General features: G+C 60.6%; 24 protein-coding genes. 17 read left to right on the forward strand and 7 right to left on the reverse strand.

Annotated elements, in window-relative coordinates; all coding sequences use genetic code 11:
• Window positions 1-140 precede the first annotated feature (140 nt).
• A complete protein-coding gene (locus FQ187_RS12485; RefSeq protein WP_149629715.1) occupies window positions 141-341 on the reverse strand; it encodes a protein DnrP in 201 nt (66 codons plus the stop codon).
• On the reverse strand, window positions 338-1,021 hold the full coding sequence (locus tag FQ187_RS12490; RefSeq protein WP_149629716.1) for a Crp/Fnr family transcriptional regulator: 684 nt from the start codon (window positions 1,019-1,021) through the stop codon (window positions 338-340). Before FQ187_RS12490 ends, FQ187_RS12485 begins: the two co-directional genes overlap by 4 nt.
• A gap of 482 nt (window positions 1,022-1,503) precedes the next feature.
• Between FQ187_RS12490 and FQ187_RS12495 the strand changes: the two genes are divergently transcribed.
• Window positions 1,504-2,694, forward strand: a complete 1,191-nt coding sequence (locus tag FQ187_RS12495; RefSeq protein ID WP_149629717.1) for an NnrS family protein — start codon at window positions 1,504-1,506, stop codon at window positions 2,692-2,694.
• A gap of 25 nt (window positions 2,695-2,719) precedes the next feature.
• Window positions 2,720-3,160: a CopD family copper resistance protein gene (locus FQ187_RS12500; RefSeq protein WP_149629718.1), complete on the forward strand. Its 441-nt coding sequence runs from the start codon at window positions 2,720-2,722 to the stop codon at window positions 3,158-3,160.
• 75 nt (window positions 3,161-3,235) lie between these two features.
• On the opposite strand, the gene ytfE is transcribed toward FQ187_RS12500, so the two are convergent.
• On the reverse strand, window positions 3,236-3,910 hold the full coding sequence (gene ytfE / locus FQ187_RS12505; RefSeq protein ID WP_149629719.1) for an iron-sulfur cluster repair protein YtfE: 675 nt from the start codon (window positions 3,908-3,910) through the stop codon (window positions 3,236-3,238).
• A 155-nt stretch (window positions 3,911-4,065) separates the two neighbouring features.
• Here ytfE and norR point away from each other — a divergent pair, with 155 nt between their 5' ends.
• The 7 genes from norR to FQ187_RS12540 all read left to right on the forward strand — a co-directional run bounded on the left by norR (window position 4,066) and on the right by FQ187_RS12540 (window position 10,712).
• Window positions 4,066-5,595, forward strand: coding sequence for a nitric oxide reductase transcriptional regulator NorR (norR, locus tag FQ187_RS12510; protein WP_149629720.1), 1,530 nt, complete (start codon window positions 4,066-4,068; stop codon window positions 5,593-5,595).
• A 72-nt stretch (window positions 5,596-5,667) separates the two neighbouring features.
• Window positions 5,668-6,315 carry a pyridoxamine 5'-phosphate oxidase gene (gene pdxH / locus FQ187_RS12515; protein WP_149629721.1) on the forward strand — a complete coding sequence of 216 codons (648 nt, stop codon included), beginning with the start codon at window positions 5,668-5,670 and terminating at the stop codon, window positions 6,313-6,315.
• Between the two features lie 173 nt (window positions 6,316-6,488).
• The gene (moaB, locus tag FQ187_RS12520) at window positions 6,489-7,043 is read left to right on the forward strand and encodes a molybdenum cofactor biosynthesis protein B (protein ID WP_149629722.1); all 555 of its coding nucleotides are present in this window, start codon (window positions 6,489-6,491) and stop codon (window positions 7,041-7,043) included.
• The gene (gene glp / locus FQ187_RS12525; protein WP_149629723.1) at window positions 7,040-8,275 is read left to right on the forward strand and encodes a gephyrin-like molybdotransferase Glp; all 1,236 of its coding nucleotides are present in this window, start codon (window positions 7,040-7,042) and stop codon (window positions 8,273-8,275) included. Before moaB ends, glp begins: the two co-directional genes overlap by 4 nt.
• A 76-nt stretch (window positions 8,276-8,351) precedes the next feature.
• On the forward strand, window positions 8,352-9,347 hold the full coding sequence (locus FQ187_RS12530; protein WP_149629724.1) for a peptidase U32 family protein: 996 nt from the start codon (window positions 8,352-8,354) through the stop codon (window positions 9,345-9,347).
• A gap of 10 nt (window positions 9,348-9,357) precedes the next feature.
• Window positions 9,358-10,248 (forward strand): U32 family peptidase, encoded by an 891-nt coding sequence (locus FQ187_RS12535; RefSeq protein WP_149629725.1) that lies wholly within the window; start codon window positions 9,358-9,360, stop codon window positions 10,246-10,248.
• Window positions 10,242-10,712 carry an SCP2 domain-containing protein gene (locus tag FQ187_RS12540; protein WP_149629726.1) on the forward strand — a complete coding sequence of 157 codons (471 nt, stop codon included), beginning with the start codon at window positions 10,242-10,244 and terminating at the stop codon, window positions 10,710-10,712. The genes FQ187_RS12535 and FQ187_RS12540 overlap by 7 nt, the downstream gene beginning before the upstream one ends.
• An 814-nt stretch (window positions 10,713-11,526) precedes the next feature.
• Here the strand turns inward: FQ187_RS12540 and FQ187_RS12550 are convergent.
• The 4 genes from FQ187_RS12550 to FQ187_RS12565 all read right to left on the reverse strand — a co-directional run bounded on the left by FQ187_RS12550 (window position 11,527) and on the right by FQ187_RS12565 (window position 15,207).
• Complete coding sequence (locus tag FQ187_RS12550) at window positions 11,527-11,925, reverse strand: putative zinc-binding protein (protein WP_149629727.1); 399 nt, start codon at window positions 11,923-11,925, stop codon at window positions 11,527-11,529.
• 74 nt (window positions 11,926-11,999) lie between these two features.
• Window positions 12,000-12,674 carry a Crp/Fnr family transcriptional regulator gene (locus FQ187_RS12555; RefSeq protein WP_017338877.1) on the reverse strand — a complete coding sequence of 225 codons (675 nt, stop codon included), beginning with the start codon at window positions 12,672-12,674 and terminating at the stop codon, window positions 12,000-12,002.
• An 86-nt stretch (window positions 12,675-12,760) separates the two neighbouring features.
• Window positions 12,761-13,408 carry a two-component system response regulator NarL gene (gene narL, locus FQ187_RS12560; RefSeq protein ID WP_149629728.1) on the reverse strand — a complete coding sequence of 216 codons (648 nt, stop codon included), beginning with the start codon at window positions 13,406-13,408 and terminating at the stop codon, window positions 12,761-12,763.
• On the reverse strand, window positions 13,405-15,207 hold the full coding sequence (locus FQ187_RS12565; RefSeq protein WP_149629729.1) for a HAMP domain-containing protein: 1,803 nt from the start codon (window positions 15,205-15,207) through the stop codon (window positions 13,405-13,407). Before FQ187_RS12565 ends, narL begins: the two co-directional genes overlap by 4 nt.
• Before the next feature lie 305 nt (window positions 15,208-15,512).
• Here FQ187_RS12565 and FQ187_RS12570 point away from each other — a divergent pair, with 305 nt between their 5' ends.
• The 8 genes from FQ187_RS12570 to moaA all read left to right on the forward strand — a co-directional run bounded on the left by FQ187_RS12570 (window position 15,513) and on the right by moaA (window position 26,993).
• Window positions 15,513-16,817 (forward strand): nitrate/nitrite transporter, encoded by a 1,305-nt coding sequence (locus FQ187_RS12570; RefSeq protein WP_149629730.1) that lies wholly within the window; start codon window positions 15,513-15,515, stop codon window positions 16,815-16,817.
• Entirely contained in the window at window positions 16,795-18,192 is a 1,398-nt protein-coding gene (locus tag FQ187_RS12575; protein ID WP_134420234.1) for a NarK family nitrate/nitrite MFS transporter, read from the forward strand. Before FQ187_RS12570 ends, FQ187_RS12575 begins: the two co-directional genes overlap by 23 nt.
• Window positions 18,193-18,261: 69 nt before the next feature.
• Entirely contained in the window at window positions 18,262-22,035 is a 3,774-nt protein-coding gene (locus tag FQ187_RS12580) for a nitrate reductase subunit alpha (RefSeq protein ID WP_149629731.1), read from the forward strand.
• 1 nt (window position 22,036) lies between these two features.
• Complete coding sequence (gene narH, locus FQ187_RS12585; RefSeq protein ID WP_123366640.1) at window positions 22,037-23,575, forward strand: nitrate reductase subunit beta; 1,539 nt, start codon at window positions 22,037-22,039, stop codon at window positions 23,573-23,575.
• A 2-nt stretch (window positions 23,576-23,577) separates the two neighbouring features.
• Window positions 23,578-24,333 carry a nitrate reductase molybdenum cofactor assembly chaperone gene (gene narJ, locus FQ187_RS12590; RefSeq protein ID WP_149629732.1) on the forward strand — a complete coding sequence of 252 codons (756 nt, stop codon included), beginning with the start codon at window positions 23,578-23,580 and terminating at the stop codon, window positions 24,331-24,333.
• The gene (gene narI / locus FQ187_RS12595; protein WP_149629733.1) at window positions 24,326-25,006 is read left to right on the forward strand and encodes a respiratory nitrate reductase subunit gamma; all 681 of its coding nucleotides are present in this window, start codon (window positions 24,326-24,328) and stop codon (window positions 25,004-25,006) included. The genes narJ and narI overlap by 8 nt, the downstream gene beginning before the upstream one ends.
• A gap of 10 nt (window positions 25,007-25,016) precedes the next feature.
• Window positions 25,017-25,976 (forward strand): peptidylprolyl isomerase, encoded by a 960-nt coding sequence (locus FQ187_RS12600; protein ID WP_149629734.1) that lies wholly within the window; start codon window positions 25,017-25,019, stop codon window positions 25,974-25,976.
• A gap of 24 nt (window positions 25,977-26,000) precedes the next feature.
• The gene (gene moaA / locus FQ187_RS12605) at window positions 26,001-26,993 is read left to right on the forward strand and encodes a GTP 3',8-cyclase MoaA (protein WP_149629735.1); all 993 of its coding nucleotides are present in this window, start codon (window positions 26,001-26,003) and stop codon (window positions 26,991-26,993) included.
• The last annotated feature ends 1 nt before the right edge of the window (window position 26,994 follow it).

The following is a 26,994-nucleotide window of genomic DNA, read 5'->3' on the forward strand; positions in this document are numbered from 1 at the left end:
GAAGAAGACAGGGATTGATCAATCGAACTATGATTTTTCATGGACTCGCCCTCGCTGTCGTTGGCTGTTTAGACTGCCACCGTGGCGCATTGACGCCTCGGCTTGGGCGAGTCCATCCAATTACAGGGGACTGTGTGTCTTCAGGAGATGCTGCGTGGCAGCCAGAAAAACATCGTCACGCAGAAGAGTGTCAGGCCGATGCAGAACCACATGAATCGGCGCAGCCGACGTTGCGCCGCGTGTGCAGCCAACGCCGGCAGGAGCATGCCGCATTGGCGGCACTCGGTTTCGTGTGGGGGATTGGCGTGTTGGCAATACAAACAGACGGGCATGGCACTCACTCGAACTGTTCCAGACGCAGACGATCGAGAATGGCGATCTGGCGGCCGTCCTGGGTGATGATTTTCTCGTCGATCAGGCGACGGATAATCCGCGAAAAGGTTTCCGGCTGGATCGACAGATGCCCGGCAATCAATTGCTTGGCCATCGGCAGTTCGAACTGGCTGTCAACGGTCTGCTGGCGCACCAGTTGCGTCAGCAGATAGCGCACGACCCGGTGGGTGGCGTTTTTCAGGGACAGGGTTTCAATTTCGTTGACCCGTTGGTGCAGGCGAACGCAGAGTTTGCCGAGCAGCGCAAAGGTCAGGCGGCTATTGCTCTGCAGCAGGCGCATGTAGGTGTTGTTGGATAACCGATAGAGCTGAGTCGGGCAGATCGCTTCGGCCGAGGCCACATAGTTCGGGGTGTCCATCAGCATCATCGCCTCGGCGAAAGTTTGCCGATCGCTGATCACCTCAAACACTTTCTCCTGACCATCCGGCGTCAGTCGGTAGATTTTCACCGCCCCGGCAATCACGAAATAAAACGAGTCTGCCGGCTCGCCCTGGCGGAACAACGGTTCGCCTTTGTCGATGCTCAACAAGTGGCTGGTACTCATCAATTCATCCAGCTGTTCTTCGTTCAACGGCTCGAACAAGTGATGACTGCGCAGAATCTGGTGATGGACGCGATGAAGCACCATAAGAATTCATCCTGAGGATTGAGGAGGGGATGGCGATCAAGTCAAACGAGGCCCAGTGAGACGCCGCTGGCCAACGCCAGAACCGAGGTCAACACCACAAACCAGGCCAGTGGCTGGATGACTTTTTTCATGACGACTCCTGGGGATCGAGAGGGATCAAGGTTTCCTTAATTCCTGAACCATTGAGCAAGACGCGGGCCATGCCTGGAGGCCTTTGTTTATTGGGGTTGTCAGATAAGAGGGTAAAAACGACCACGAGGTTTAGGGTTCAAATAACCCTTTAATAGTCATTTGTACCCTGAATGGATTTCATCGGCGGCACGCGGGGCTTGGCTCCGGCACAGATCAGCATCGGGGCACGCCCCTTGCACACTTGATCTGCGACAAAGGCAATTGATCGCCAATACCCGATCATTGCCCCCGGACTTACCTCGACGCGTGCGTTTTGCGTCAGGTCAGCAGCAAGGTAAAGGAGTGGTTTTATGCAAGTGCTTGACCGCCGTAAAGCGATGGCCATCGCACCGCTGTTACGTTTGGCCTTTCGGCCATTTTTCCTCGGCGGCTGCCTGCTGGCGGTGCTGGTCATTCCGCTCTGGCTGGCCGCCTTCAGTGGTGCGCTTTCCGGCTGGCAGCCGGCGGGTGGCTGGCTGGGCTGGCATCGACACGAATTGTTGTTCGGGTTCGGCTTGGCGATCATCGCGGGTTTTCTGCTGACGGCGGTGCAGACCTGGACCGGTCGTCCCGGCATCAGCGGGCGACCCCTGGCCGCGCTGGCATTGCTGTGGTTGTTGGCGCGCGTGGCCTGGCTGGTCAATGCTCCGTGGCCGGTGCTTGCGGTACTGGAATTGGCGTTCCCGCTGGCGGTGGCCGCGCTCATGGGTTTCACCCTGTGGAAGGTGCGGCAGACACGTAACTACCCGATTGCGGTGGTGCTGCTGTTGTTAGCGGCGGCCGACGGGTTGTCCCTGTACGGCCTGGTCGAAGGTCATGAAGGCTGGCAGCGTCAAGGCGTGCTGACCGGCCTCTGGCTGGTGGCGGCGATGATGGGCTTGATCGGCGGGCGGGTCATTCCGTTCTTCATCCAGCGCGGCCTCGGCAAGGTCGAGGGCGTTACCCCTTGGCCCTGGCTCGATTGGCTGCTGCTGATTGGCTCACCGCTGGTGGCGTTGTTATATGCCGCCGGACCTGCGCTTGACCCCAATTTCGGGGTGGGCCTGTTGTTCGCCGTGCTGGCCGCCGGGCATCTGGTGCGTCTGGTTCGCTGGCATGATCGCGCCCTCTGGCGCGTGCCGCTGCTGTGGTCGTTGTACCTGGCTTATGCCTGGTTAGCGGTGGCCTGTCTCGCAATGGCGCTGTGGCATTTCGGCGTGCCGATTAACCCGAGTCTGGCGGTGCATTGCCTGACGATCGGCGCCATGGGCGGCCTGGTGTTGGCGATGATCGCGCGGGTCAGCCTGGGGCATACCGGCCGCTCGCTGGAACCGCCGTCGGGCATGACTTTGGCGTTCATTTTGCTCAACCTGGCGTGCTTGAGCCGGGTCGTGTTGATCCTGTTCTTTCCCCTGCCTGCGTTGTGGCTGGCCGGTCTGTGTTGGGCGCTGGCGTTTGCGCTGTACGCCTGGCGCTATGGGCCGATGCTGCTGCGAGCCCGGGTGGACGGCCATCCAGGCTAAGCAAGTGAATTGATGGAGGCTGCCGGTGTTATATCCCTTTTTACTGGTCACCCACTTGCTGGCGGCGATTGCCTTCATCGGCACGCTGTTTTTCGAGGTGGTGATCTGGCACCGCGCCCGCCAGCAGTTGGCGGATGCCGCGCAATCGACCGCAGATCAAGCGATTGCAGTGCGTTCGCGCAAGGTGCTGCATGGCGTGGTGTTGCTGTTGTATGGCGCCGGCATCAGCCTGGCGTGGCAGCACCGTGGCGTATTGAGTCAGCCGCTGGCCAGCAGTTTTGGCACGTTACTGAGCCTGAAGATCGTCCTGGCCCTGAGCATCATCGGCCATTACTTCCTGCTGGCGTACTGGCTGAAAAGCGCACGACTGACTGCGCCCCGTGCCAGCTGGATTCGCCGCAGCATCCTCGTGCACATGGTGTTGATCGTGATCCTGGCCAAGGCGATGTTCTATTGGCACGGTTGATCGCCAGCCGTCCCTGACAGACAAAACCCGCGTCAACCGGTGGGCTGGCGCGGGTAGGGTGTGAGCGGCAATCGATCAATGACGACGGTTCAAGGCGTTAACAAACAACACGTTGTTTTCCAGATGGATGTGTTGCATCAGGTCGTCACGAAACTCCAGCAGCCCACGATAAAGGGCACGCCAGGTGTTACAGGCATCGGGCGGCGGGGTGATGTTGTTGGTCAGTGCGAGCAGCTTTTCGAGGGCTTCGCCATGTTGATCATGTTCAAAGCGCAGCACCTGGATCGGCGGGGCGGCCTGAGTGCCGATGCCCTGTTGCAGCATCGGGAAGAGCACTTGTTCTTCCTTGAGCATGTGGCCTTCGAGTTCTTGTTGCATGTCGGTCAGCAGATCCGCCAGGCCGTTGGGGCAGCTGCTGCGCGCACCATGGACCTGCTCGACGCGACGGGCCAGGCGGATCAGTTCCGGCAGTTGCTCGCGGTGGCGGGCGTGGTAGCGCGCCAGAAGGTGGGCGATCAGCAGCTCTGACGGTTCGTTGCGCCAGTCGTGTTGGGTTTCGCCGGTGTCTTGCAGCCGGTGCAGCGCATCGGCGATCAGGATCGGATCGAGGTCTTTGCCCGCAGCCGCTTCGCGCAGGCTTTTATGCCCGCCACAACAGAAGTCCAGTTTGAAGGTGTGGAAAATCCGCGTGGCGCCGGGAATGTCGCAGGCCAGTTGGCCGAGGCTTTGTTCCAGTAGGGTCAGGCTCATCAGGGGTTCCTTGTTTGGATTTCAACGGTTCCCCAGGCTCATTGCACCTGGCATGCCATATTTAACGTATTGAAAAATATGGCTTAATTATTAGTTGTGGTGATAGGCACCCGGACGCTTTAGGGTGAATCCAACCATAGAGGGTAATAACTACCATGCTGCGTGAAAGCCTGGCGGCCGACCTGATTGTCGAGTTGCCCAATGCTGTGCGGTTGCAACGACTGGTCCAGACCCTGCGCGAGTACTTCAACAGTGGCGCCGTGGGATTGCTGCGTCTGGATGACGACAGCCTCAGGCCGGTCGCGACGGTGGGGCTGGTGCATGAAGCGTTGGGGCGCCGGTTTGTCATCGCCCAGCATCCGCGGCTGGCGGCGATCATGGCGTCGCGCGAACCCACCTGGTTCGAGCCCGACAGTCGCCTGCCGGATCCCTATGACGGCTTGCTTGACGAACACGCCGGCGAACCGATGCCAGTGCACGACTGCATGGGCGTAAGCCTGTATGTGGAGGGGCGGATCTGGGGCGCTATCACCCTTGATGCGCTGCACGCCGGGACCTTCGACAGCCGTGCGCGGGAAGAACTCAAGCGCTGCACCTTGCAGATCGAAGCCGCCGTGCGAGTCACCCGGCTTGAGCAGGAAAACCGCAGCCTGCGCTTGTCCCGCAGCGATATTCAAGACGTGCGGCGGCCGGCGGATGAAGGCGAAATCCTCGGACAGAGTGAGGTGCTGCATCAGTTGCTCAATGAACTGGACGTACTGGCCGATTCCGAGCTGCCGGTGTTGCTGCTGGGCGAGACCGGCGTCGGCAAAGAGCTGTTCGCAAGGCGCTTGCATCGTCTGTCGCGCCGCAGTCATAAGCCTCTGGTGCAGGTCAACTGTGCTGCGTTGCCGGAGTCTCTGGCAGAGAGTGAATTGTTCGGCCATGTCAAAGGCGCGTTTTCCGGCGCCACCAGTGACCGGGCCGGACGATTCGACGCGGCCAACGGTGGCACGCTGTTTCTCGACGAAGTCGGTGAATTGCCATTGGCCGTGCAAGCGAAGTTGCTGCGCACCCTGCAGAACGGCGAGATTCAGCGCCTCGGCGCCGACAAACCGCTGCATGTCGATGTGCGCATCATCGCCGCGACCAACCGGCACTTGCCGGACAGCATCCGCGACGGCCTGTTTCGGGCCGATCTGTATCACCGGCTCTCGGTGTACCCGGTACCGATTCCGCCGCTGCGCGAGCGGGGTAACGATGTGTTGATGCTGGCCGGGCATTTTCTAGAGCTCAATCGGGCGCGGCTCGGTCTGCGCGGCTTGCGTCTGTCGCCGGCGGCCGAGCGGGCGCTGCTGACTTACAGTTGGCCGGGCAACGTGCGCGAGCTGGAACATGTGATCAGCCGAGCCGCGTTGAAGCAGCTCAGCCGCGGCACCAGTCGCACGCTGATCATGACCCTGGAACCCGAGATTCTGGACCTCGACAGTGCCATGGGCGGGCAGGGCGCGGTCGCGGAAAGTCCCCTGGACGTTACGGCTGATGAGCCGTTCCAGCCTTTGAGTGAAGCGGTCGACGATTACCAGCGCAAGAAAATTCTCCAGGCCTTGAGCCTGTCCGGGGAAAACTGGGCCAGCGCCGCGCGGATTCTGGAAGTCGATCCCAGCAACCTGCACAAACTGGCTCGACGTCTGCGCCTCAAATAAGGTTGATGGTGGTCAAGGTGGTCTTGCGCAGTACATCGCACACTGGGCAGAACATTTTTGGAGATCACCGTCATGCCCCTTTCCCTGGCACAGATGCGCCGCAACTACACCCTTTTTGGCCTGCAAGACGAGTCGGCGCTGGACGACCCGATGGCGATGTTCCGGCAATGGCTGCAACTGGCCCGCGACACCGAGCGCGCGCCTGTCGAAGCCAACAGCATGGTGCTGGCGACGGTCGACAGTGAAGGTCGCCCGCACTGCCGGGTCCTGCTGCTCAAGGGTTTGAGCGATGAAGGCTTCACTTTTTTCGGCAACTACCAGAGTGACAAAGGCCAGCAACTGGCCGTTAACCCGCATGCCGCCATGACTTTTTTCTGGCCGGGGCTGGAGCGTCAGGTGCGCATCGAAGGCCAGGTCTCCAGGCTCGACCCAACACTGTCGGATACCTACTACGATTCCCGCTCACAGGACAGTCGCCTGGGCGCTTGGGCTTCACCGCAAAGCCGGCCGTTGGCCAATCGGGCCGAGCTTGAATCGCTGTTGATACAAACCACCCAACGTTTTGCCGGCAAGACCGTGCCGCGGCCTGAGCATTGGGGCGGCTACTGCTTGCACCCTGAGCGTCTGGAATTCTGGCAAGGCCGTGCCGACCGCTTGCATGACCGTCTCGATTACCGTATGCGCGATGGTGTATGGCAGCGAAACCGCTTGGCGCCTTGAGATCCACTGCGCAGGTCATGTAGCGACGCAGGTCAATGTGGGAGCCCACAGGTATCGTGTGGCCTACACGTTCTTCATATGTCCCTGTGGAGGTACCTCCTTGGAGGAATAGGCTCACTCGGGATTCCGGTTCAGGCTTTGTCCCATACCCTCATTTACGGGAAGGCTTGGATATGGCCCATCTGGCGCAACGCACGTTTGAACCCCTGAACATTGCCGTGCTGACCATCAGCGATACGCGCACCTTTGACACCGACACGTCGGGGCAGACCCTGACGGATTTACTACAAACGGCCGGGCATGTGTTGATCGATCGTGGTCTGGTCAAGGACGACATTTATCAGATCCGCGCCAAGGTCTCTCACTGGATCGCAGACCCTCAGGTTCAAGTGATACTGATGACCGGCGGCACCGGTTTCACCGCGCGCGACAACACACCGCAAGCGGTCTTGCCATTGCTGGACAAACACGTGGAAGGCTTCGGTGAACTGTTCCGTCAGGTGTCCCTGGCGGAGATCGGCATGTCCAGTCTGCAGTCACGGGCGTTGGCCGGGATGAGCAATGGCGTGCTGGTGTGCTGCGTTCCGGGTTCGCCCGGCGCGTGTCGAACCGCGTGGAACCAGATCCTACTCGAACAATTGGACAGCCGCACCGGCCCGTGCAATTTCGCCCCGCATTTGAAGCCGCAAGGGCAACGGGTCATCGACGCCTGCGAGACACGCTCATGACTGGCCGGGTGTGTGACCTCGGCCACCTGATGCCGGTGGACGAGGCCATCAGCCGCTTACTGAATCAGGCACCGCCGCCGCCCCTGGCGCAAAAGATCGGTCTGGATCAAGCCTTGGGGCGGGTGCTGGCGGCGGACATTCATTCTCCTGTCAATCTGCCGGCCTGGGACAACAGTGCCATGGACGGTTATGCCCTCAGGGCCGCAGACCTGCCACCGGACGGAGGCTGTTTGTCGATTGGCGGGCGAATTGCGGCGGGTGATCCGGCGTGCTCGCCCTTGCTCGCGCAGCAGGCGGTTCAGATCTTTACCGGCGCGCCATTGCCGCCGGGTGCCGACACGGTGGTGCCGCAGGAGCGCTGCCGGATCGATGGCGAGCGAGTCTGGTTTCCGCCCGTAAGCGCTGGCGATCACGTGCGCAAGGAAGGCGAGGAGGTTCGCCGGGGAGACCTGTTGCTCCAGGCCGGCAAACGCCTGCGTGCGCAAGAAGTGGGGTTGCTGGCCGGCGCTGGCATCGCACGGGTCGAGGTCTATCGACCGTTGCAGGTGTGCTTGCTCAGCAGCGGTAATGAGCTGCGTGAGCCGGGCGATCCATTGGCGCCGGGGCAGATTTACAACAGCAATCGCTACTGCCTCGCCGCGTTGTTGAGTGGCTGGGGCGTCGAGGTGCATGACTACGGTGTCATGGCCGATGAGTTGGCGGCCAGCCGGCATGCCTTGAACCTGGCCTCTTCGGAGTGCGACCTGTTGTTGAGCTCCGGTGGCGTCTCGGTGGGTGAGGAAGATCACCTCAAACAGGCCATCGAGGAACTCGGCAGCCTGGATTTCTGGCGGCTGGCCATTCAGCCGGGTAAACCGCTGGCCTTCGGAGAAGTGGCCGGCAAACCCTGGATCGGCATGCCGGGCAATCCTTCGGCAGCGCTGATTACCGCGTTGGTGGTGGTGCGTCCGTTCCTGCTCAGGGCCCAGGGCGTGAAAGACGTGTTGCCGGTGCCATTGGCCGTGCCCGCCGGGTTCGACTGGTTGCAACGCAACAAGCGTCGGCAGTACCTGCGGGCACGGTTGACGCCCGGTGCTGACGGCCAGTTGAGCGTGGAGCTGCACCCTCAGCAAAGCTCGGCGATGTTGACTGCCGCGTGTTGGGCCGATGGGCTGGCGGTGATCGAGTGCGAGCAGCAAGTGCTCAAGCACGACAACGTGATGTTCCTGTCCTTCGCTGACCTGATGCATTGATGGCAATTGATTGCCGTCAAGGTCGTGCCTGCCGGTCTCGCTAGACTGGCAGCGCGTTTTTCCATGAGGATTACCCATGCAACTGGTCTGCCCGGCAGGGAACCTGCCTGCGCTGAAAGCGGCGGTGCGCGAAGGCGCCGATGCCGTCTATGTCGGTTTTCGCGATGACACCAATGCCCGGCATTTCGCGGGGCTGAACATGGACGACAAACAGTTCGACGCGGCGGTCGCCCACATCCGCCAGCATCAACGCAAACTCTACGTCGCGGTCAACACCTACCCGCAACCCAAGGGCTGGGAACGCTGGCAGCGGGCGGTCGATCGTGCCGCCGATTACGGCGTGGATGCGTTGATCGCCGCCGACCCCGGGGTGCTCAACTACGCCAGCCAGCGCCATCCGCAATTGGCGTTGCATCTGTCGGTCCAGGGTTCGGCAACCCACGCTGCGGCCCTGGAGTTTTATGCGCAGCGCTACGGGATTCGTCGCGCTGTGTTGCCGCGGGTGTTGTCGTTGGCGCAAGTGCGTCAGGTCGCCGCGAGCAGCCCGGTGCCCATCGAAGTCTTTGGCTTCGGCAGCTTGTGCATCATGGCCGAAGGGCGTTGCCATCTGTCGTCCTACATCACCGGCGAGTCGCCGAACCTGTGCGGCGTCTGTTCGCCAGCCAAAGCAGTGCGCTGGAGCGACGACGCCGACGGCTTGAGCGCACGGCTCAGTGAAGTGCTGATCGACCGCTACACCCCTGATGAACCCGCCGGTTACCCGACCCTGTGCAAAGGCCGTTTCCTGGTCGGCGGCAAGCGTTTTCATGCATTGGAGGAACCCACCAGCCTCGACACCCTGGACTTGCTGCCGGAATTGACGGCCATTGGCGTCGAGGCGGTCAAAATCGAGGGCCGGCAACGCAGCCCGGCCTATGTCGAACAAGTCACCCGCGTCTGGCGCGCGGCACTGGATGCCCATCGTGGCTCGCCGGGCAGTTTTCGGGTCAAGGAGGAATGGCGCCGGGTGCTGGCCGGTTTGTCCGAAGGCAGCCAGACCACCCTGGGTGCTTACCATCGATCATGGCAATGAGGGAGGCGACATGAAGCTCAGCCTGGGACCGGTCCTGTTTTATTGGGACAAAGAGCAACTCAGCAACTTTTACGCCGAGATGTCGGCCTTGCCCCTGGATGTGATTTATCTGGGGGAAACCGTGTGCTCGAAACGCCGGGCCTTTTCACTGGATCAATGGCTGGGTCTGGGGCGCGAGTTGCAGGAGTGCAGCCAGGCACAGTTGGTGATCTCCAGCCTGACGCTGATCGAAGCGGCGTCCGAGCTCTCCAGTCTGCGGCGGCTCTGCGACAACGGCCAATTGCTGGTGGAGGCCAACGACATGGGCGCGGTGCAGCTTTTGGCCGAGCGCAAGTTGCCGTTCGTGGGTGGCCCGGCGCTGAATGTGTACAACGGTCATACGCTCGCGCAACTGCTGGATTGCGGGATGACCCGTTGGGTGCCGCCGGTGGAATGCTCGGCGGCGCTGATTGGCGATGTGCTCGATCAAGTGCGCGAACTGGGCCGTGAGGTGCCGGAAGTCGAGATCTTTGCCTATGGGCATTTGCCCTTGGCTTATTCCGCACGCTGCTTCACCGCTCGGGCGGAAAACCTGCCCAAGGACGACTGTCGGTTTTGCTGCCTCAACTACCCCGACGGCCTGCCGCTGACCAGTCAGGAAGGGCAGGCGCTGTTCACCATTAACGGTATTCAAACGATGTCGGCCGAAGTAACCAATCTGCTGGCGGATTACACCGGCCTGGTGGCCTGCGGTGCCGATGTGTTGCGTCTGAGCCCTCGCGCTCAAGGCATGGCCGAGGTCATTGACGCCTATCAACGGGTTCGTCTGGGCGAGACACCTCCGTTGTTCGTCGACGGTTGCAACGGTTACTGGCATGGCCAGGCCGGGATGTTGCGCGTCGAGGAGGTCGGCCTGTGTTGAATCGTAAAAAGTGGTTGTTGAAAGGAGCCGACCGGTTACTGCCGCTGGTACGCCGGGTGCCCTTTGCAGTACAGCGCCTGGCGTTGCAGCAGGCGCTCAATCGCTGCCTCGCCGAGCCGTTGCGCGATGGCGAGTTTGAAGTGCTGCGAGGGCGTTGGTTGTGCCTGCGGATCCGGGACCTGGGTTTGTCCTGGTTCCTGACGCTGACCCGTGAAGGGTTGCGAATTGCTGAACGCGCCAACGCGCACGTGACCATCAGCGGTAACTGGCGCGAGTTTTTATTGCTGGCCAGCCGTCAGGAAGATCCGGATACGCTGTTCTTTCGCCGGCGTCTGGTGATCGAGGGTGATACGGAGTTGGGGCTGGCGTTGAAGAACCTGATCGACAGTCTTGATCCTGATGTGTTGCCGGTGTGGCTGTGGCGCAATCTGGAGCGGGCAGGGAAGGGATTGGCGGCCGGTTAGCCGAGCTGTATTTTTGGTCGGGGTACATATCCGTTGCTGCGGTAACGGCCACTTAGGGTTCCGCCCTTACGGCGGGTCACTTGGAAAAGCGCCAAGTAACCAAACGCTTTTGCCCCTGACGTGCGGTGCCTCGCCTAGGCTCGGCATGCCCTCGCTCCGGTCCTGCTCCGTGGGCCCGCCGCCATCGGCCATCCATGGCCGGGGGCGGCTACCGCGGCATCCTTGCCGCGGTGCCCACTGCGCAGAACCTGCGCTCGGCCTTCCGACGGGGCAGATCAAGATCAAGATCAAAATCAAAAGCGAGGCGGCCCACCGGTCGGCCCTAAATCATCGGCGGCGTACACCAAACCCGCACCTGGCAAAAATCCAAATGTGGGAGCGGGCTCGCTCGCGAAGACGGACTGGCATCCACCATTGATGTCGATTGACACGGCCCCTTCGCGAGCAAGCCCGCTCCCACAGGGGGAATGCGTGCGCTTAAAGAGACAGGCCGGCCGGTAGGCCGCCTCGCTTTTGCAGTACACGCCCCCTCGAGAGGCCGAGTGGAGGTTCTGCGTAGTGGGCAACCCGGCATGGATGCCGGGTTAGCCGCCCGCGGCCATGGATGGCCGATGGCGGCGGGCCCACGGAGTAGGACCGGAGCGAGGGAATGACGAGCCTAGGCGAGCCACCGAACGAAAGGGGCAAAAGCGCTTTGGTTACTTTGGCGCTTTTCCAAAGTGACTCGCTGTAAAAGCGAAACCAATAGAAGCCGTTACCGCAGGAATGGATATGTACCCCGACCAAAATTATAGGTCAGCGGTTTTGTTGTTCTTCAGGCCATCGCTTCCGGCCGGCTTTCATGCTGCCGAGCATCACTGGCAATCAACTGCCTGATCTCTCCAAACAACTCATCCCCCTGCGCCTGCGTGCAGTCCTCGCCATTGCGTTTGCGCAACCCGTAATGGCTAAGAATCAAATGCACATCCGCGCGCAGCCCATGCTGCTTCAAGCAGTTTTCAACACACTGCAACGGACAACCATCCAACGCAAAAATCCGCCGTCCCGAGCGTGCCTTGTTGACCAGCGCCGCCACATGCCCGCCAACCCCGACGATGCAGGACATTTCCGCCAGGCCGCTTCGATCAAGCCGCACGGCCAGGGTGTTGGCCAGTTGGGCGACGTTGGAGCAGCCTGAGCAAGAGTAAATCAGAGGCAAGGTTGAACGGGGCATGAGCGCTCTCCATGGATGGACTTCTTCAGTGTGCAAGGCCGGTGGCATCGCGCATTGACTGCGGTCAATTCCGTCTATTGGAAGGCCGCGAGATCCTCTTCGGCGAGGATGCTGATATTGCGGCGTTCCATGGCGATCAGGCCGCTGTCCACCAGTCGGTGCAAGATCCGCGAAAAGGTTTCCGGCTGGATGCCCAGCTTCGAGGCGACCAGGCGTTTGGACACCTGCAAGACAATCAAGCCGCTGACCGGGTTGCGCTCCTGGAACAGAAAGTTGATCACCCGACGGCTCGCACTGGCCATGGTCAAGGTGTCGATGTCGCGCAGACGCAAGTGCAGGTGCACGCTCATGCTCGCCAGGATCGCCAGGCAGACTTTCGGCTGGTCTTCCAGGGCGTTGCGGTAATGGTTGCCCTCGATACTCACCAACACGCTGTCCTTCAGCGCCGTGGCGCTCACCGGGTAGAGACGGGCCTGGCTGAATAGCAGGGCTTCGGCAAAGGTCTGGCCGGGCTGAATGATCTCCACCAGGTTTTCCTGACCTTCGCCGGTAAGCCGGTACAACTTGATCTGCCCGCTGACCAGCAGGAAAAAGCGCTTGGCCGGATCCCCTTGGTGCATGAGTGTGCTGTGACAACTCAGGCGCTTGAGCATCGCCAGGCCGCAGACTTCCTCGAAGATTTTCTCCGGCAGTTGGCTGAACAGATGGTGACGACGCAACGTTAAAACGATGGAAGGGTGGGTCAGCATGGCGTACCTCCGCTGACGCTCATAGTAGAGAGCGCCGGACGGATGACCTATGCCTCTGCCGGCCTACCTCCAAAGAGGCATGCGCCTCAGCCCGCATTGCGCAAGTGCTCCATGGCCCACACCGCCGCCTCGACCCGCGAGCGCAAACCGAGTTTGTGCAGCAGGTTTTTCACGTGAACCTTGACCGTGCCTTCGGTGATGCCCAGCTTGTGCCCGATGACCTTGTTGCTGAAGCCGCTGGCGATGGTTTTCAGCACCTGGCGTTCACGCTCGGTCAGTTCCACCACGGTCTGGCGCTGCGGTGAGCGCAGGGCCTGGGCCATGACTTGCGTCAGCCCCGGGCTGATCACCAATTCGCCGTTCAAGGCATTGCGGATGTACTGAATCAACAGTTCGGGCTCCATGTCCTTGAGCAGGTAGCCGTCGGCATCCAGACGCAATGCGTCGCGAATATCGTCTTCGGCGTCCGACACGGTGAATAGCAGCACCTTGCCGGTGTAATGCATCGCCCGTAATTGACGCAGGGTTTCAATGCCATTCATCAGCGGCATGTTGTTGTCGAGCAACACCAGATCCGGTTGCAGCGGCTCGATCAGACAGAGTGCTTCTTCACCGTTGCTGGCTTCACCGACGATCAGGAAATCATCTTCGAGTTCGAGCATCTGGCGGATGCCGTGACGCATCATCGGGTGGTCGTCGACCAGCAGGATGGAGTGTTGCAGGGACGGGTTCATGTGACGCTACCTTCTGTTTGCTGCCCGAGAAACTCCGGTCGGAATTCCAGTTGGACGCGGGTGCCTTGTGGCTCCCTGGACACTATTTTGAGTTGACCGCGCAAGCTGCGGGCCCGCTCATCCATGATTTTCAGGCCATGGTGTTCGCGTTGGTCGACGTTGCCGCTGAAGCCACGCCCGTCGTCTTCGACGATGAGCCTGACGGTTTCACCGTCCTGACGCAGTTGCAGCCAAGAGTTTCGCGCGTGGGCGTGGCGCAGGCAGTTGGAGAGCGCCTCGCGGGTGATCTGCAAGATGTGGATTTGCTCGCTGGCCGATAACTGAAAGGCCAGCGCGTCGACGTGCAGGTGCACCTGGAATTCCCCGCGCCGGGAAAACTCCTCGGCGGTGTCCTTGAGTTCCTGCACCAGCCCCGCATCGTGAATCTGCAAGCGAAAGGTGGTCAGCAACTCGCGTAACTGACGGTAGGCATTGTTCAGCCCTTCGCGCAGTTCGGCGGTGACGTTTTCCAGGGTCTCGACCGGTTCGCCACGGCGCATCAGGGTTTGCAGACGGCTGACTTGCAGTTTCATGTAGGACAGGGCCTGGGCCAGTGAGTCGTGCAGCTCGCGGGCGATGATCGTGCGTTCGTCGAGCAGCAGCAGGCGATGATCCTGTTCCCGTTGACGCTTGAGCGAGAGCGAGGTGCCAATCAGATTGGCCAAGGCCTGGATCAGTTGGGTTTCCCAGGCTTGGGTCGGGTGCCCGTCGACAAAATGCGCCTTCAGTTCCCCCAGTTCACTGCCCTGATTGCTGATGCTGAACGTTTGCGGGCTGGCTTTATGGTGCTTCTGGCACGTTGCGCAGTCGCTGCTGGCACAGACTTCCCGGATGTTCGCGCCATGCAGGGCGAGCAACTGTTGGGCCGGTGCCTGCATTTGTCCTTGCAGGCACAGCGACAGACGCAAGCCAGGCAAACGTTGCTGGAAGCGCCGGATCAACTCGTCCAGGCCTTCGGCATTGGCCAAGCGTGTGGCCAGGCTTCGACTGCTTTGGTACAGCAACTCGAGGGCGGCATTGGCTTGTTGCAGGTTCAGGGTTTTTTGCTGGACTTGACTCTCGAGGGTGCGATGCGAGTCTTCGATCGTCTCGGCCATGGCGTTGAAACTCATGGCCAACTGGCCCAGCTCGTCCTGGGACTGATGGTTGACCCGCACCTTGAAATCGCCGCGACGAAAGCGCTGGGTCGCGTCCACCAACTCTTTCAAGGGCATGACGACCCCGTACTGCAATTCGTAGAGCCCAATCAGCAGGACGAACAGGGTGGTGAACAAGGCCAGGCCCTGGATCACCTGTTGCCAGCCTTGCTTTTGTTCGCTTTGGCGCTGCAACAGGTTGACGAACTGGTTCAGTTGTTCAACGAAAGGCAAGGCCTGGACCTGAAAGTAGGCTGCATCGCCGCGCTCCAGTGCCGGGCGCAAATCCTCGTTCCAGTGTTGCTGGATTTGCCCGTAGCTGATTTGCAGGGCGGCGCTCGGGCCATCTTCCAGCACCGCCTTGAGTGACTGGCTGTTGAGGCGGGTTTGCAGGCTGTCGGTGATGGCGTTGATTTCTTCGCTGGTTGCCCCCGCGGCCAGTTTCCAGCTCAGGTGGTAAGTCTCCATGCGCACCGAGCCTGCGGTGTTGATGGCGGCCGCATCGCCTTGGCTGAACCAGGCGATCAGTCCGGCGCTCAACGAACTGGCGAGGGCGAGTACGGCGATCAGGATCACCGCCAGCCCGGCGCGAGCGGGCAGGGAGCTGCGTAACCAGCGGATCATCGGCGCAGGTCTCGGAGAAAGTCAGGAAAACAGAGCATGTGCAGCTCCAGGGTGGGGTTTTGCCGCCGATCCCGGGCGCGCTACCTCTAAAGAGTTGTCGACTGATCCTTGTCAGCAAAAACCTTGGCAGGAAACCTTAAGACGCTGATAAACCGCCGGTTTTAGGGTTTTCCTGTACTACCTCCTTAGAGGTAGACCGCACAAGCATAGGCCTATGCCCCCTGGGGCTTCGTTGACATGGATCAAGTTTTTGCGGGGATCGCCTCTCTAGTCTGCCGCCATGGCTAATTGATTGGAGAGCATTTGTGAACCCACCGCGTGTACGACAAGGCTTGGTGCTGGGCATGAGCACACTGGCCTTCACTGTCTGCTTCATGGTCTGGATGATGTTTGCCGTGCTCGGGGTGCCGATCAAGGACCTTCTCCAGCTCAACGAAACCCAGTTCGGCCTGCTGGCCGCGACCCCGGTTCTGACCGGCTCGCTGGTGCGGTTGCCGCTGGGCCTGCTGACCGACCGTTTTGGCGGGCGCATCGTGTTCTTCCTGCTGATGCTGGCCTGCGTGACGCCGCTGTACCTGATCAGTCACGCCACTGCCTACTGGCAGTTCCTGGTGCTGGGCTTGTTTGTCGGCCTGGCCGGCGGCTCGTTCTCGGTCGGGATTGCCTACGTCGCCAAATGGTTCGACAAGGAAAATCAGGGCTTCGCGATGGGCATCTTCGGTGCCGGTAACGCCGGGGCTGCGTTGACCAAGTTTCTCGCCCCGGCACTGATCGCTGCCGGCAGTTGGCAGCTGGTGCCAAAAGTCTTCAGCGCGATCCTGTTTATTACTGCGCTGTTGTTCTGGTTCCTCAGTGCCGAAAACAAGGGCCACCGCAGTGCCACCGGCGCCAGTTTGCGTGAGCAATTGAGCTCGCTGAAGGACCCGGCGGTGTGGCGCTACTGCCAGTACTACTCGATCGTCTTCGGTGGTTATGTCGCCCTCGCGCTGTGGATGACCAAGTACTACGTGCAGGAATACGGTTTCAGCCTGCAAAGCGCGGCGCTGCTGGCAGCCTGTTTTTCCCTGCCCGGTGGCGTGCTGCGTGCGGTCGGCGGCTGGATGTCGGATCGCTGGGGTGCGCAAAGCGTGACCTGGTGGGTGTTGTGGGTCAGCTGGATCTGCCTGTTCCTGCTCTCATATCCCCAGACCCAACTGCAAGTGCAAACGATCAACGGCCCGGTGGATTTCCACATCGGCCTCAATCCCGCGCTGTTCACCGCGCTGCTGTTCGTCATGGGCATCGCCTTCGCGTTCGGCAAGGCTTCGGTCTTCAAATACATCGCCAATGACTACCCGAAAAACATGGGCGCGGTGTCCGGCATCGTCGGCCTCGCCGGTGGCTTGGGCGGCTTCGTGTTGCCGATCCTGTTTGGCGCCCTGGTGGACCTCACCGGCGTGCGCTCTTCCTGCTTCATGTTGATGTACGGCGTGGTCTGGGTCTCCCTCACCTGGATGTACTTCAGCGAAATACGCAAAAGCCCGGTGCTGGGTAAAGCGCCGCTGCTGACCCCGTCCCCGATTTCCAGCATTGCCCTAGGAGAAGAACATGTCCGTTCTGCAAAAGCCTGACAAAGGCCCGGTCATTCATGACTGGCGCCCCGAGGACCCAGCATTCTGGGGACGTAGCGGCAAACAGACCGCCACGCGCAACTTGTGGATTTCCATTCCTGCGCTGCTGCTGGCCTTTGCGGTGTGGATGGTCTGGAGCACGGTGATCGTGCGTTTGAACGCCATCGGTTTCACCTTCACCACCGACCAGCTGTTCTGGCTGGCGGCGTTGCCGGGGCTGTCCGGGGCGACCTTGCGCGTTTTCTATTCCTTTATGGTGCCGATCTTCGGTGGCCGTCGCTGGACCGCCCTGAGCACCGCGTCGCTGTTGTTGCCCTCGATCTGGATGGGCTTCGCCGTGCAGGACCCGAGCACCTCCTACAGCGTGTTCGTATTGATTGCCTTGCTCTGCGGTTTCGGTGGCGGCAACTTTGCCTCGAGCATGTCCAACATCAGCTTCTTCTATCCCAAGTCACAGCAGGGCACAGCTCTTGGCCTCAACGCCGGGCTGGGTAACCTGGGTGTCTCGGTGATGCAGTTCTGTGTGCCGCTGGTGATTACCTTCGGTGTATTCGGTTTCATGGGCGGCTCGCCGCAAGCATTACCGGATGGCGGTCAGTTGTGGTTGCAGAACGCCGGCTTCATCTGGGTGCCGTTTATTGTCCTGGTGACGGTGCTGGCCTGGTTCGGCATGAATGACCTGTCCAGTGCCCGCGCTTCTTTCAGCGAGCAGGCCGTCATTTTCAAACGCAAACACAACTGGCTGATGTGCTGGTTGTACCTGGCGACCTTCGGTTCGTTCATCGGTTTCTCCGCCGCGTTTCCGTTGCTGATCAAAACCTCGTTCCCTGATGTCATCGCTTTGAAATTCGCGTTTCTCGGGCCGTTGGTTGGCGCTTTGGTCCGTCCTTTGGGCGGCTGGCTGGCGGACAAGCTCGGCGGCGCGAAGGTGACCTTGTGGAACTTCGTGGCGATGATCGTGATGGTCTTTGGCGTCATGCACTTCCTGCCGCAGAACGGTGAGCCTGGCAACTTCTACGGCTACCTCGGCATGTTCATGCTGCTGTTCATTACCACCGGCATCGGCAACGGCTCCACCTTCCGCATGATCCCGGTGATCTTCCGCACCCAGCATGAAAAAGCCTCGGCCGGCAAACCACCTGCCGTGCGCGAACAAGCGCTGAAGAATGCCGGCAAAGAGTCAGCCGCCGTCCTGGGCTTCAGTTCGGCCATGGGCGCCTTCGGTGCGTTCTTCATTCCCAAATCCTTCGGCACTTCGATGGCCCAGACCGGCGGCCCGGAGATGGCCTTCTACATGTTCGTCGGCTTTTACCTGAGCTGCATCGTGGTGACCTGGTGGTGGTACGCGCGAAAAGGCGCCGCGACACCCTGCTGAATCGAGCCGAATCCAACCATTGCGTGGGCGGGGCACAGACTCCGCGACAAAGCCTGAGAGGACTACACCGTGAGTCATTTACTGGATCAATTGCGGTTTTTCAATCGCAAGCAAAACGAGTTTTCCGACGGTCATGGCGAGACCCGCAAAGAGTCTCGCGACTGGGAGAACGTCTACCGTTCACGCTGGCAGTACGACAAGATCGTGCGTTCCACCCACGGGGTGAACTGCACCGGCTCGTGCTCGTGGAAAATCTACGTCAAGAACGGCCTGATCACTTGGGAAACCCAGCAGACCGACTACCCGCGTACCCGTAACGATCTGCCGAACCATGAGCCCCGTGGCTGTCCGCGTGGTGCCAGTTACAGCTGGTACATCTACAGCGCCAACCGGCTCAAGTACCCGAAAATCCGCAAGCCGTTGCTCAAGCTCTGGCGCGATGCGCGGCAAACCATGGCGCCGGTGGAAGCCTGGGCCAGCATTGTCGAGGACAAGGTCAAGGCCGACTCCTATAAAAGCAAACGCGGCATGGGTGGCTTCATTCGCTCCAACTGGGAGGAAGTCAACGAGATCATCGCTGCGGCCAACGTCTATACGATCAAGCAATACGGCCCTGACCGGATCGTCGGTTTCTCGCCGATTCCGGCCATGTCGATGGTCAGCTACGCCGCAGGTTCGCGTTACCTGTCGCTGATCGGCGGTGCCTGCCTGAGCTTCTACGACTGGTACTGCGACTTGCCACCGGCCTCGCCGATGGTCTGGGGCGAGCAGACCGACGTGCCGGAATCGGCCGACTGGTACAACTCCAACTACATCATTGCCTGGGGCTCCAACGTCCCGCAGACCCGTACTCCCGACGCGCACTTCTTTACCGAAGTCCGTTACAAGGGCACCAAGACGGTCGCGATCACTCCGGACTACTCGGAAGTCGCCAAGCTCACTGACCTGTGGCTGAACCCTAAACAAGGCACCGATGCGGCGCTGGCCCAGGCGTTCAATCATGTGATCTTCAAAGAATTCCACCTGGACAAACCGAGCGCCTATTTCACCGATTACGCCAAGCGCTTCACCGATTTGCCGGTGCTGGTGCTGCTCAAGCAAATGGTCGACAAGGCACCGGGCGCAGGTTACCAGCCGGACCGCTTCCTGCGCGCCAGTGACCTGACCGACAACCTCGGCCAGGAAAACAACCCGGAATGGAAAACCATCGCCCTGGATGTCAGCGGCGAACTGGTGTCCCCTCAGGGTTCCATCGGTTATCGCTGGGGCGAGAAGGGCAAGTGGAACATCCTTCCCCGTGAAGGCGGCGAAGGCCGTGAGATCGATCTGAAGCTGAGCCTGATCGGCGATGACGTTGCCGAAGTGGCGTTCCCGTATTTTGCCGGCGAGTCCCACGAGCACTTCCAGCACGTGGCCGGCGATGCTGTGCAATACCGCCGCGTGCCGGTGCATAACGTGGTGCTGGCGGACGGCAGCGTGGCCAAAGTCGCCACCGTGTTCGACCTGTCGGCCGCCAACCTGGCCATCGATCGTGGCCTTGGCGGCGAAAATGTGGCCAAGGATTACGACGACGCCTCGGTGCCCGGCACCCCGGCGTGGCAGGAGCAGATCACCGGCGTCAGCCGCGAGAAAGCTATCCAGATTGCCCGTGAGTTCGCCGACAACGCCGACAAGACCAAGGGTCGCTCGATGATCATCGTCGGCGCGGCGATGAACCACTGGTACCACATGGACATGAACTACCGCGGGCTGATCAACATGCTCATGCTCTGCGGGTGTGTCGGTCAGACCGGTGGCGGTTGGGCGCATTACGTCGGTCAGGAAAAACTCCGTCCGCAATGCGGCTGGCTGCCCTTGGCGTTCGGCCTGGACTGGAACCGTCCGCCTCGCCAAATGAACGGCACCAGCTTCTTCTACGCCCACAGTTCGCAGTGGCGCCACGAGAAGATGAGCATGCACGACGTGCTCTCGCCGCTGGCGGATAAATCAAAATTCCCCGAGCATGCCCTGGACTACAACATCCGCGCCGAACGCGCCGGCTGGTTGCCCAGCGCACCGCAACTCAACACTAACCCTTTGCACATTTGCCGCGACGCGGCTGCGGCCGGCATGGACCCGAAAGATTACGTGGTCAAGTCGCTGCAGGACGGTTCGCTGCGCTTCTCCTGCGAACAGCCGGACAGCCCGGTGAACTTCCCGCGCAACATGTTCATTTGGCGTTCCAACCTGCTGGGCTCCTCGGGCAAGGGCCACGAGTACATGCTCAAGTACCTGCTCGGCACCAAAAATGGTGTGATGAACGAAGACATCGGCCAGGTCGGCGACTGCAAACCCGAAGAAGCCGAATGGGTGGACGAGGGCGCCATCGGCAAGCTTGATCTGGTCACCACGCTGGACTTCCGCATGTCCTCGACCTGCGTCTATTCCGACATCGTCTTGCCGACCGCAACCTGGTACGAAAAAGACGACATGAACACCTCGGACATGCACCCGTTCATTCACCCGTTGTCGGCTGCTATCGACCCGGCGTGGGAATCGCGTTCCGACTGGGAAATCTACAAAGGCATCGCCAAGGCGTTTTCCAGCATGTCCGAAGGGCACCTGGGCGTTGAGAAGGACCTGGTGACCATCCCGCTAATGCACGACAGCGTCGGCGAACTGGCCCAACCCTTTGGCGGCACCGACTGGAAAAGCGCCGGCGTGGCGCCGGTGCCGGGCAAGAACGCACCGAACCTGCACGTGGTCGAGCGTGACTACCCGAACATCTACAAACAGTTCTCCTCGCTGGGGCCATTGCTGGAGAAACACGGCAACGGCGGCAAAGGCATCAACTGGAACACCGAAGACGAAGTGAAATTCCTCGGTGAACTCAATCACAAAGAAGGCGATGCCGGTATCAGTCACGGCCGTCCGAAAATCGACACGGCCATCGACGCCGCTGAAGTGATTCTGTCCCTGGCACCGGAAACCAACGGCCAGGTTGCCGTGAAGGCCTGGGCTGCATTGTCGGAATTCACCGGCATCGATCACAGCCACCTGGCGCTGTCCAAGGCCCACGAGGCCATCCGGTTCCGCGACATTCAGGCACAGCCGCGCAAGATCATTTCCAGCCCGACCTGGTCGGGGCTCGAAGACGATCACGTCAGCTACAACGCCGGCTACACCAACGTTCACGAAGGGATTCCATGGCGCACCATCACCGGTCGCCAGCAGTTTTACCAGGATCACCCGTGGATGCAGGCGTTCGGTGAGCAACTGATGAGTTACCGGCCGCCGGTCAACACCCGCACCATCGAAGGGGTGAAAGGCAAGCGCAGCAACGGCGAGATCGAAATCGTCCTGAACTGGATCACCCCGCACCAGAAATGGGGCATCCACAGCACCTACAGCGACAACCTGCTGATGCTGACCCTCAGCCGTGGCGGGCCGATTGTCTGGCTCTCGGAGAACGATGCGAAACGCGCCGGTATCGAGGACAACGACTGGATCGAGTGCTTCAACATCAACGGTGCACTGACCGCCCGTGCGGTGGTCAGCCAACGGGTCAAGGACGGCATGGTGATGATGTACCACGCTCAGGAACGGATCGTTAACGTGCCCGGTTCTGAAACCACCAAGACCCGTGGCGGCCACCACAACTCGGTCACCCGCGTCGTGCTTAAACCGACCCACATGATCGGCGGCTATGCGCAGCAGGCCTACGGTTTCAACTATTACGGCACCGTCGGTTGCAACCGCGACGAATTCGTCGTGGTGCGCAAAATGTCCAAAGTCGACTGGCTCGATGGTTCATCCGGCGATGACCTGCCGCGTCCCCTGCCGACCGATATCGAGGAGAACTGAGATGAAGATTCGCTCACAAATCGGCATGGTTCTGAACCTGGACAAGTGCATCGGTTGCCACACCTGTTCGATCACCTGCAAAAACGTCTGGACCAGCCGCGAAGGCATGGAATACGCCTGGTTCAACAACGTCGAATCGAAACCCGGGATCGGCTATCCGAAAGAATGGGAAAACCAGGACAAGTGGAAGGGCGGCTGGATCCGCAATGCCAACGGCACGATCAACCCGCGCATCGGCGGTAAATTCCGCGTGTTGGCGAACATTTTCGCCAACCCGGATCTGCCGAGCCTCGACGACTACTACGAACCGTTCGACTTCGATTACCAGCACCTGCACACCGCGCCGCTGGGCGAGCACCAGCCAACCGCGCGTCCGCGTTCGCTGATCTCCGGCAAGCGAATGGAGAAAATCGAGTGGGGCCCGAACTGGGAGGAAATCCTCGGCACCGAATTCGCCAAACGTCGCAAGGACAAGAACTTCGACAAGATCCAGGCGGACATTTACGGCGAGTACGAAAACACCTTCATGATGTATTTGCCGCGCCTGTGCGAGCACTGCCTCAACCCGACGTGCGCAGCCGCTTGCCCGAGCGGGGCAATCTACAAGCGTGAAGAAGACGGCATCGTCCTGATCGACCAGGAGAAATGCCGTGGCTGGCGGATGTGCATCAGCGGCTGCCCTTACAAGAAGATCTATTTCAACTGGAAGAGCGGCAAGTCCGAGAAATGCATCTTCTGCTACCCGCGTATCGAAGCCGGGATGCCGACCGTTTGCGCGGAAACCTGTGTTGGACGCATCCGCTACCTCGGCGTGCTGCTGTATGACGCCGACCGCATCAGCGAAGTGGCGAGCACCGCCAATGAGCAGGATCTGTACGAAAAACAACTGGAGATCTTCCTCGATCCGAACGACCCGGCGGTGATCCGTCAGGCCCTGGAAGACGGTGTGCCGCAGTCGGTGATCGATTCAGCCCAACGTTCGCCGGTCTACAAAATGGCCGTGGACTGGAAACTCGCACTGCCGCTGCACCCGGAATACCGCACCTTGCCGATGGTTTGGTACGTACCGCCACTGTCGCCGATCCAGAACGCCGCCACTGCCGGCACCGTCGGTATGAACGGAGTCATCCCGGATGTCGACAGCCTGCGTATTCCACTGAAGTACCTGGCCAACCTGCTGACGGCGGGCGATGAAAAACCGGTCAAGCGTGCGCTTAAACGCTTGCTGGCCATGCGCGCCTACAAACGTTCCGAGCAAGTCGACGGCGTTCAGGATCTGCAAGTGCTGGCGGATGTCGGCCTGAGCGTGGCCCAGGTCGAGGAGATGTATCGCTACCTGGCGATTGCCAATTATGAAGACCGCTTTGTTGTACCGAGTGCGCACCGTGAAGACGCCATGAGCGATGCCTTCGCCGAGCGTTCCGGGTGTGGTTTCAGTTTCGGCAGCGGCTGTAGCGGCAGCTCCGACACCAACATGTTCGGTGCCAAGAAAGCCAACCGCCGCGACATTCTGAAAACCGTCCAGTTGTGGGAGGAATGAGCATGCAAATTCTCAAAGTGATTTCGCTGCTGCTCGATTACCCGACCGAAACACTGATGGGCGGTCGCGACGAACTGGAGCAAGCGATCATCCAGTCACGGGAAATCAGCCCGACGCAGCGCGGTGCATTGTTCGAATTGCTCGAGCTGATCTGCGCCAATGACCTGATGGACGGGCAGGAGCACTACGGTGCGCTGTTCGGTCGGGGGCGCTCGCTGTCGCTGCTGTTGTTCGAGCATGTGCACGGTGAATCCCGCGACCGTGGCCAGGCCATGGTCGACATGATGGCGCAATACGAAGAAGCCGGTTTTGCCATCGGCGTCAAAGAGCTGCCCGATTACATTCCGCTGTATCTGGAGTTCCTGTCCACCCGCGAAGACATCGAGGCCCGCGAGGGCCTGGCGGATGTTTCGCACTTGCTGGCCTTGCTCGCGGCACGTCTGGAAGAGCGCGAAAGCGCCTATGCCAGTTGCTTCCGGGCGCTGCTGCAAATTGCCGGGGCCGAGCCGCATCAGGCGGTCGCCGACCTGCGGGCACAGGTCGCGGCGGAACCTCGCGACGACTCCCTCGAAGCCCTCGACAAGATCTGGGAAGAGGAGGCCGTGGACTTCCTCCAGGCCGAACAGCAGGACCGTTGCAGTGGACTGCCGAGCGCACCAGGCAAGGCCCGTGAGGAAAGCGCGGTGCCGTTGCACTGGGTGGATTTTCAGCATGAAGGGCTGGCCGCTGTGCCAGCCAAGGAGGTAGGCAATGTCTAAATGGAATCTGTTGGTGTTCGGGGTCTATCCCTACGTCGCCCTGGCGATTTGCCTGATTGGCAGTTGGGCGCGCTTCGATCTGTCGCAGTACACCTGGAAGGCGGGCTCCAGCCAGATGCTCAATCAGCGCGGCATGCGCGTGGCGAGCAATTTCTTCCACATCGGTGTGTTGTTCGTGCTGGCCGGACATTTCGTCGGCCTGCTGACCCCAGCGTCGATTTACCACCACGTGATCAGCACTGAGAACAAGCAGTTGCTGGCAATGGTCTCGGGCGGGTTCTTCGGCCTGCTGTGCCTGATCGGCCTGCTGATGCTGGTCAAACGGCGCCTCACCGATCCACGAGTACGCGCCACCTCAAGCCCTTCGGACATCCTGATTCTGCTGGTGCTGCTCGCGCAATTGCTGCTCGGTCTGCTGACCATCGTCGCGTCTACCGGGCACATGGATGGCTCGGTGATGGTGATGCTCGCCGATTGGGCGCAGAACACCGTGCTGTTGCGTCCGGTGGAAGCAGCGGCGTCCATCGAGCCGGTCGGGCTGACCTACAAGTTGCATGTGTTTCTCGGTTTGACCCTGTTTGTGCTGTTCCCCTTCACCCGTCTCGTACACATGATCAGCGCACCGATCTGGTACCTGGGGCGTCGTTATCAAATCGTTCGTCAGAAGTACTGAGGAGACAATCATGTCAGGTGGATGTGGATGTGGTGGTGGTAACGGGGGCAGCGGTGGCTGCGGTTCTTCAAAAAAAGCGGAGGTTGTTCTCGACATCGCGCCGGTCGCCGAGGCGCAGTTTGAAGAGCTGCCAGTTGAGCCCGCGGCTGTCGAAGACGCCCCGGCCCAGTTGATCGCCAGCAGTGAACAGGAGTGGCCGATCATCAGCGTCAACGAGGTGTCGATCACCCCGGAGGCGATGGCTCAGGAGCTGCAATATCACCCGGCCGAAAGCCGCGAAGAGGCGGTCTATCTGGCCGCCAGGGCGCTGGTGATCCGCGAGTTGTTGCAGCAGCGCATCACCGAACTCGGTGTGTCGCTGGAGATCGGCGCCGGTGAAAACGAAGAAGAAGCGGCCACGCGCTTGCTGCTCGAACGTGAGGTGAAAGTGCCGCAGTGCGACGAGGAGTCCAGCCTTCGCTACTACGAAAACAATCGCGGACGCTTCCACAGCGCGCCGTTGCTGGCGGTGCGGCACATCCTGCTCGAATGTGCACCAGACGATGTCGAGGCCCGCGAGCTTGCGCAGGGTCAAGCCGAAGTCCTGCTGCAGCAACTGGATGAGTTTCCCGGCAGTTTCGCTGAGCTGGCCGTGAAATATTCGGCCTGCCCGTCGAAAGCTCAGGGTGGTTCTCTGGGACAGATCAGCAAGGGCCAGACTGTGCCCGAACTGGAGCGTCAGCTGTTCACCCTGGCACCGGGCCTGGCCAGCAAACCGCTGGAAAGTCGTTACGGCTGGCATGTGGTCAGTGTCGATCAGCGAATCGAAGGCATGCCGTTGCCCTATGAAGTGGTGTCGACGGCGATCCGCACGCAGTTGCAGCAAGGCGTCTGGCAGAAAGCGCTGGTGCAATACCTGCAAACCCTGATCGGTGCGGCCGACATTCGTGGCATCCACTTGCAGGGCGCCGACTCACCGCTGGTGCAGTGAGCCTTGGGCAGACCGGGAGAAGTAATGAACGCTGTGATGCAGGATGGTTTTGGGCGGCAGATCGATTATCTGCGGATGTCGGTGACGGACCGCTGTGATTTTCGCTGTGTGTATTGTATGGCGAAAAACATGACGTTCCTGCCGCGGCAGCAGGTGCTCACGCTGGAGGAATTGCAGCGCTTGGCAACGCTGTTCGTTGGCCTGGGTGTGCGCAAAATCCGGCTGACCGGCGGAGAGCCGCTGATCCGCCCCGGCATTGTCGGGCTGTGCCGCAACATCGCCGCTTTGCCCGGTTTGCGCGAACTGGTGATGACCAGTAACGGCTCGCAACTGGGCCGTCTGGCCCGGCCGTTGGTCGACGCCGGGATCAAACGGATGAACATCAGCCTCGATAGCCTGGACGGGCAGAAGTTTCGGGCGATCACCCGTAACGGCGACCTCGATCAGGTGCTCAACGGCATTGAAGCGGCGCGGGACGCAGGGTTCGAGCGGGTCAAACTCAACTGCGTGGTGATGAAGGGACGCAACTTCGATGAAGTCCCGGCGTTGGTGCAGTACGCCATCGACCAGCGCATCGATATCAGTTTTATCGAAGAAATGCCCTTGGGCGACGTCGGTCGTTCCCGGGGCGAGTCGTTTTGTTCCAGCGACGAAGTGCGCACGCTGATCGCCAGCCAGCATCGGTTGCTCGACAGCACCGAAAGCAGCGGCGGACCGGCGCGCTATGTGCGTCTGGAACGCCATCCCGAGACCCGGATCGGTTTCATTTCGCCCAATAGCCATAACTTTTGTGGCAGCTGTAATCGGGTGCGGATGACTGTTGAAGGGAAGTTGTTGCTGTGTCTGGGGCAGGACGATGCCCTGGATTTGCGTGGATTGCTGCGGCGTTATCCGTTGAATGATCAACCGGTGATCAATGCGGTGCAGAAGGCCTTGCGCGGTAAGCCGTTACGCCACGATTTCAGCCCCGACGGGGAGGTACAGATTGTACGGTTCATGAACATGAGTGGTGGTTGAA

The organism is Pseudomonas sp. ANT_J28, assembly GCF_008370005.1.
Taxonomy (GTDB): Bacteria; Pseudomonadota; Gammaproteobacteria; order Pseudomonadales; family Pseudomonadaceae; genus Aquipseudomonas; species Aquipseudomonas frigoris.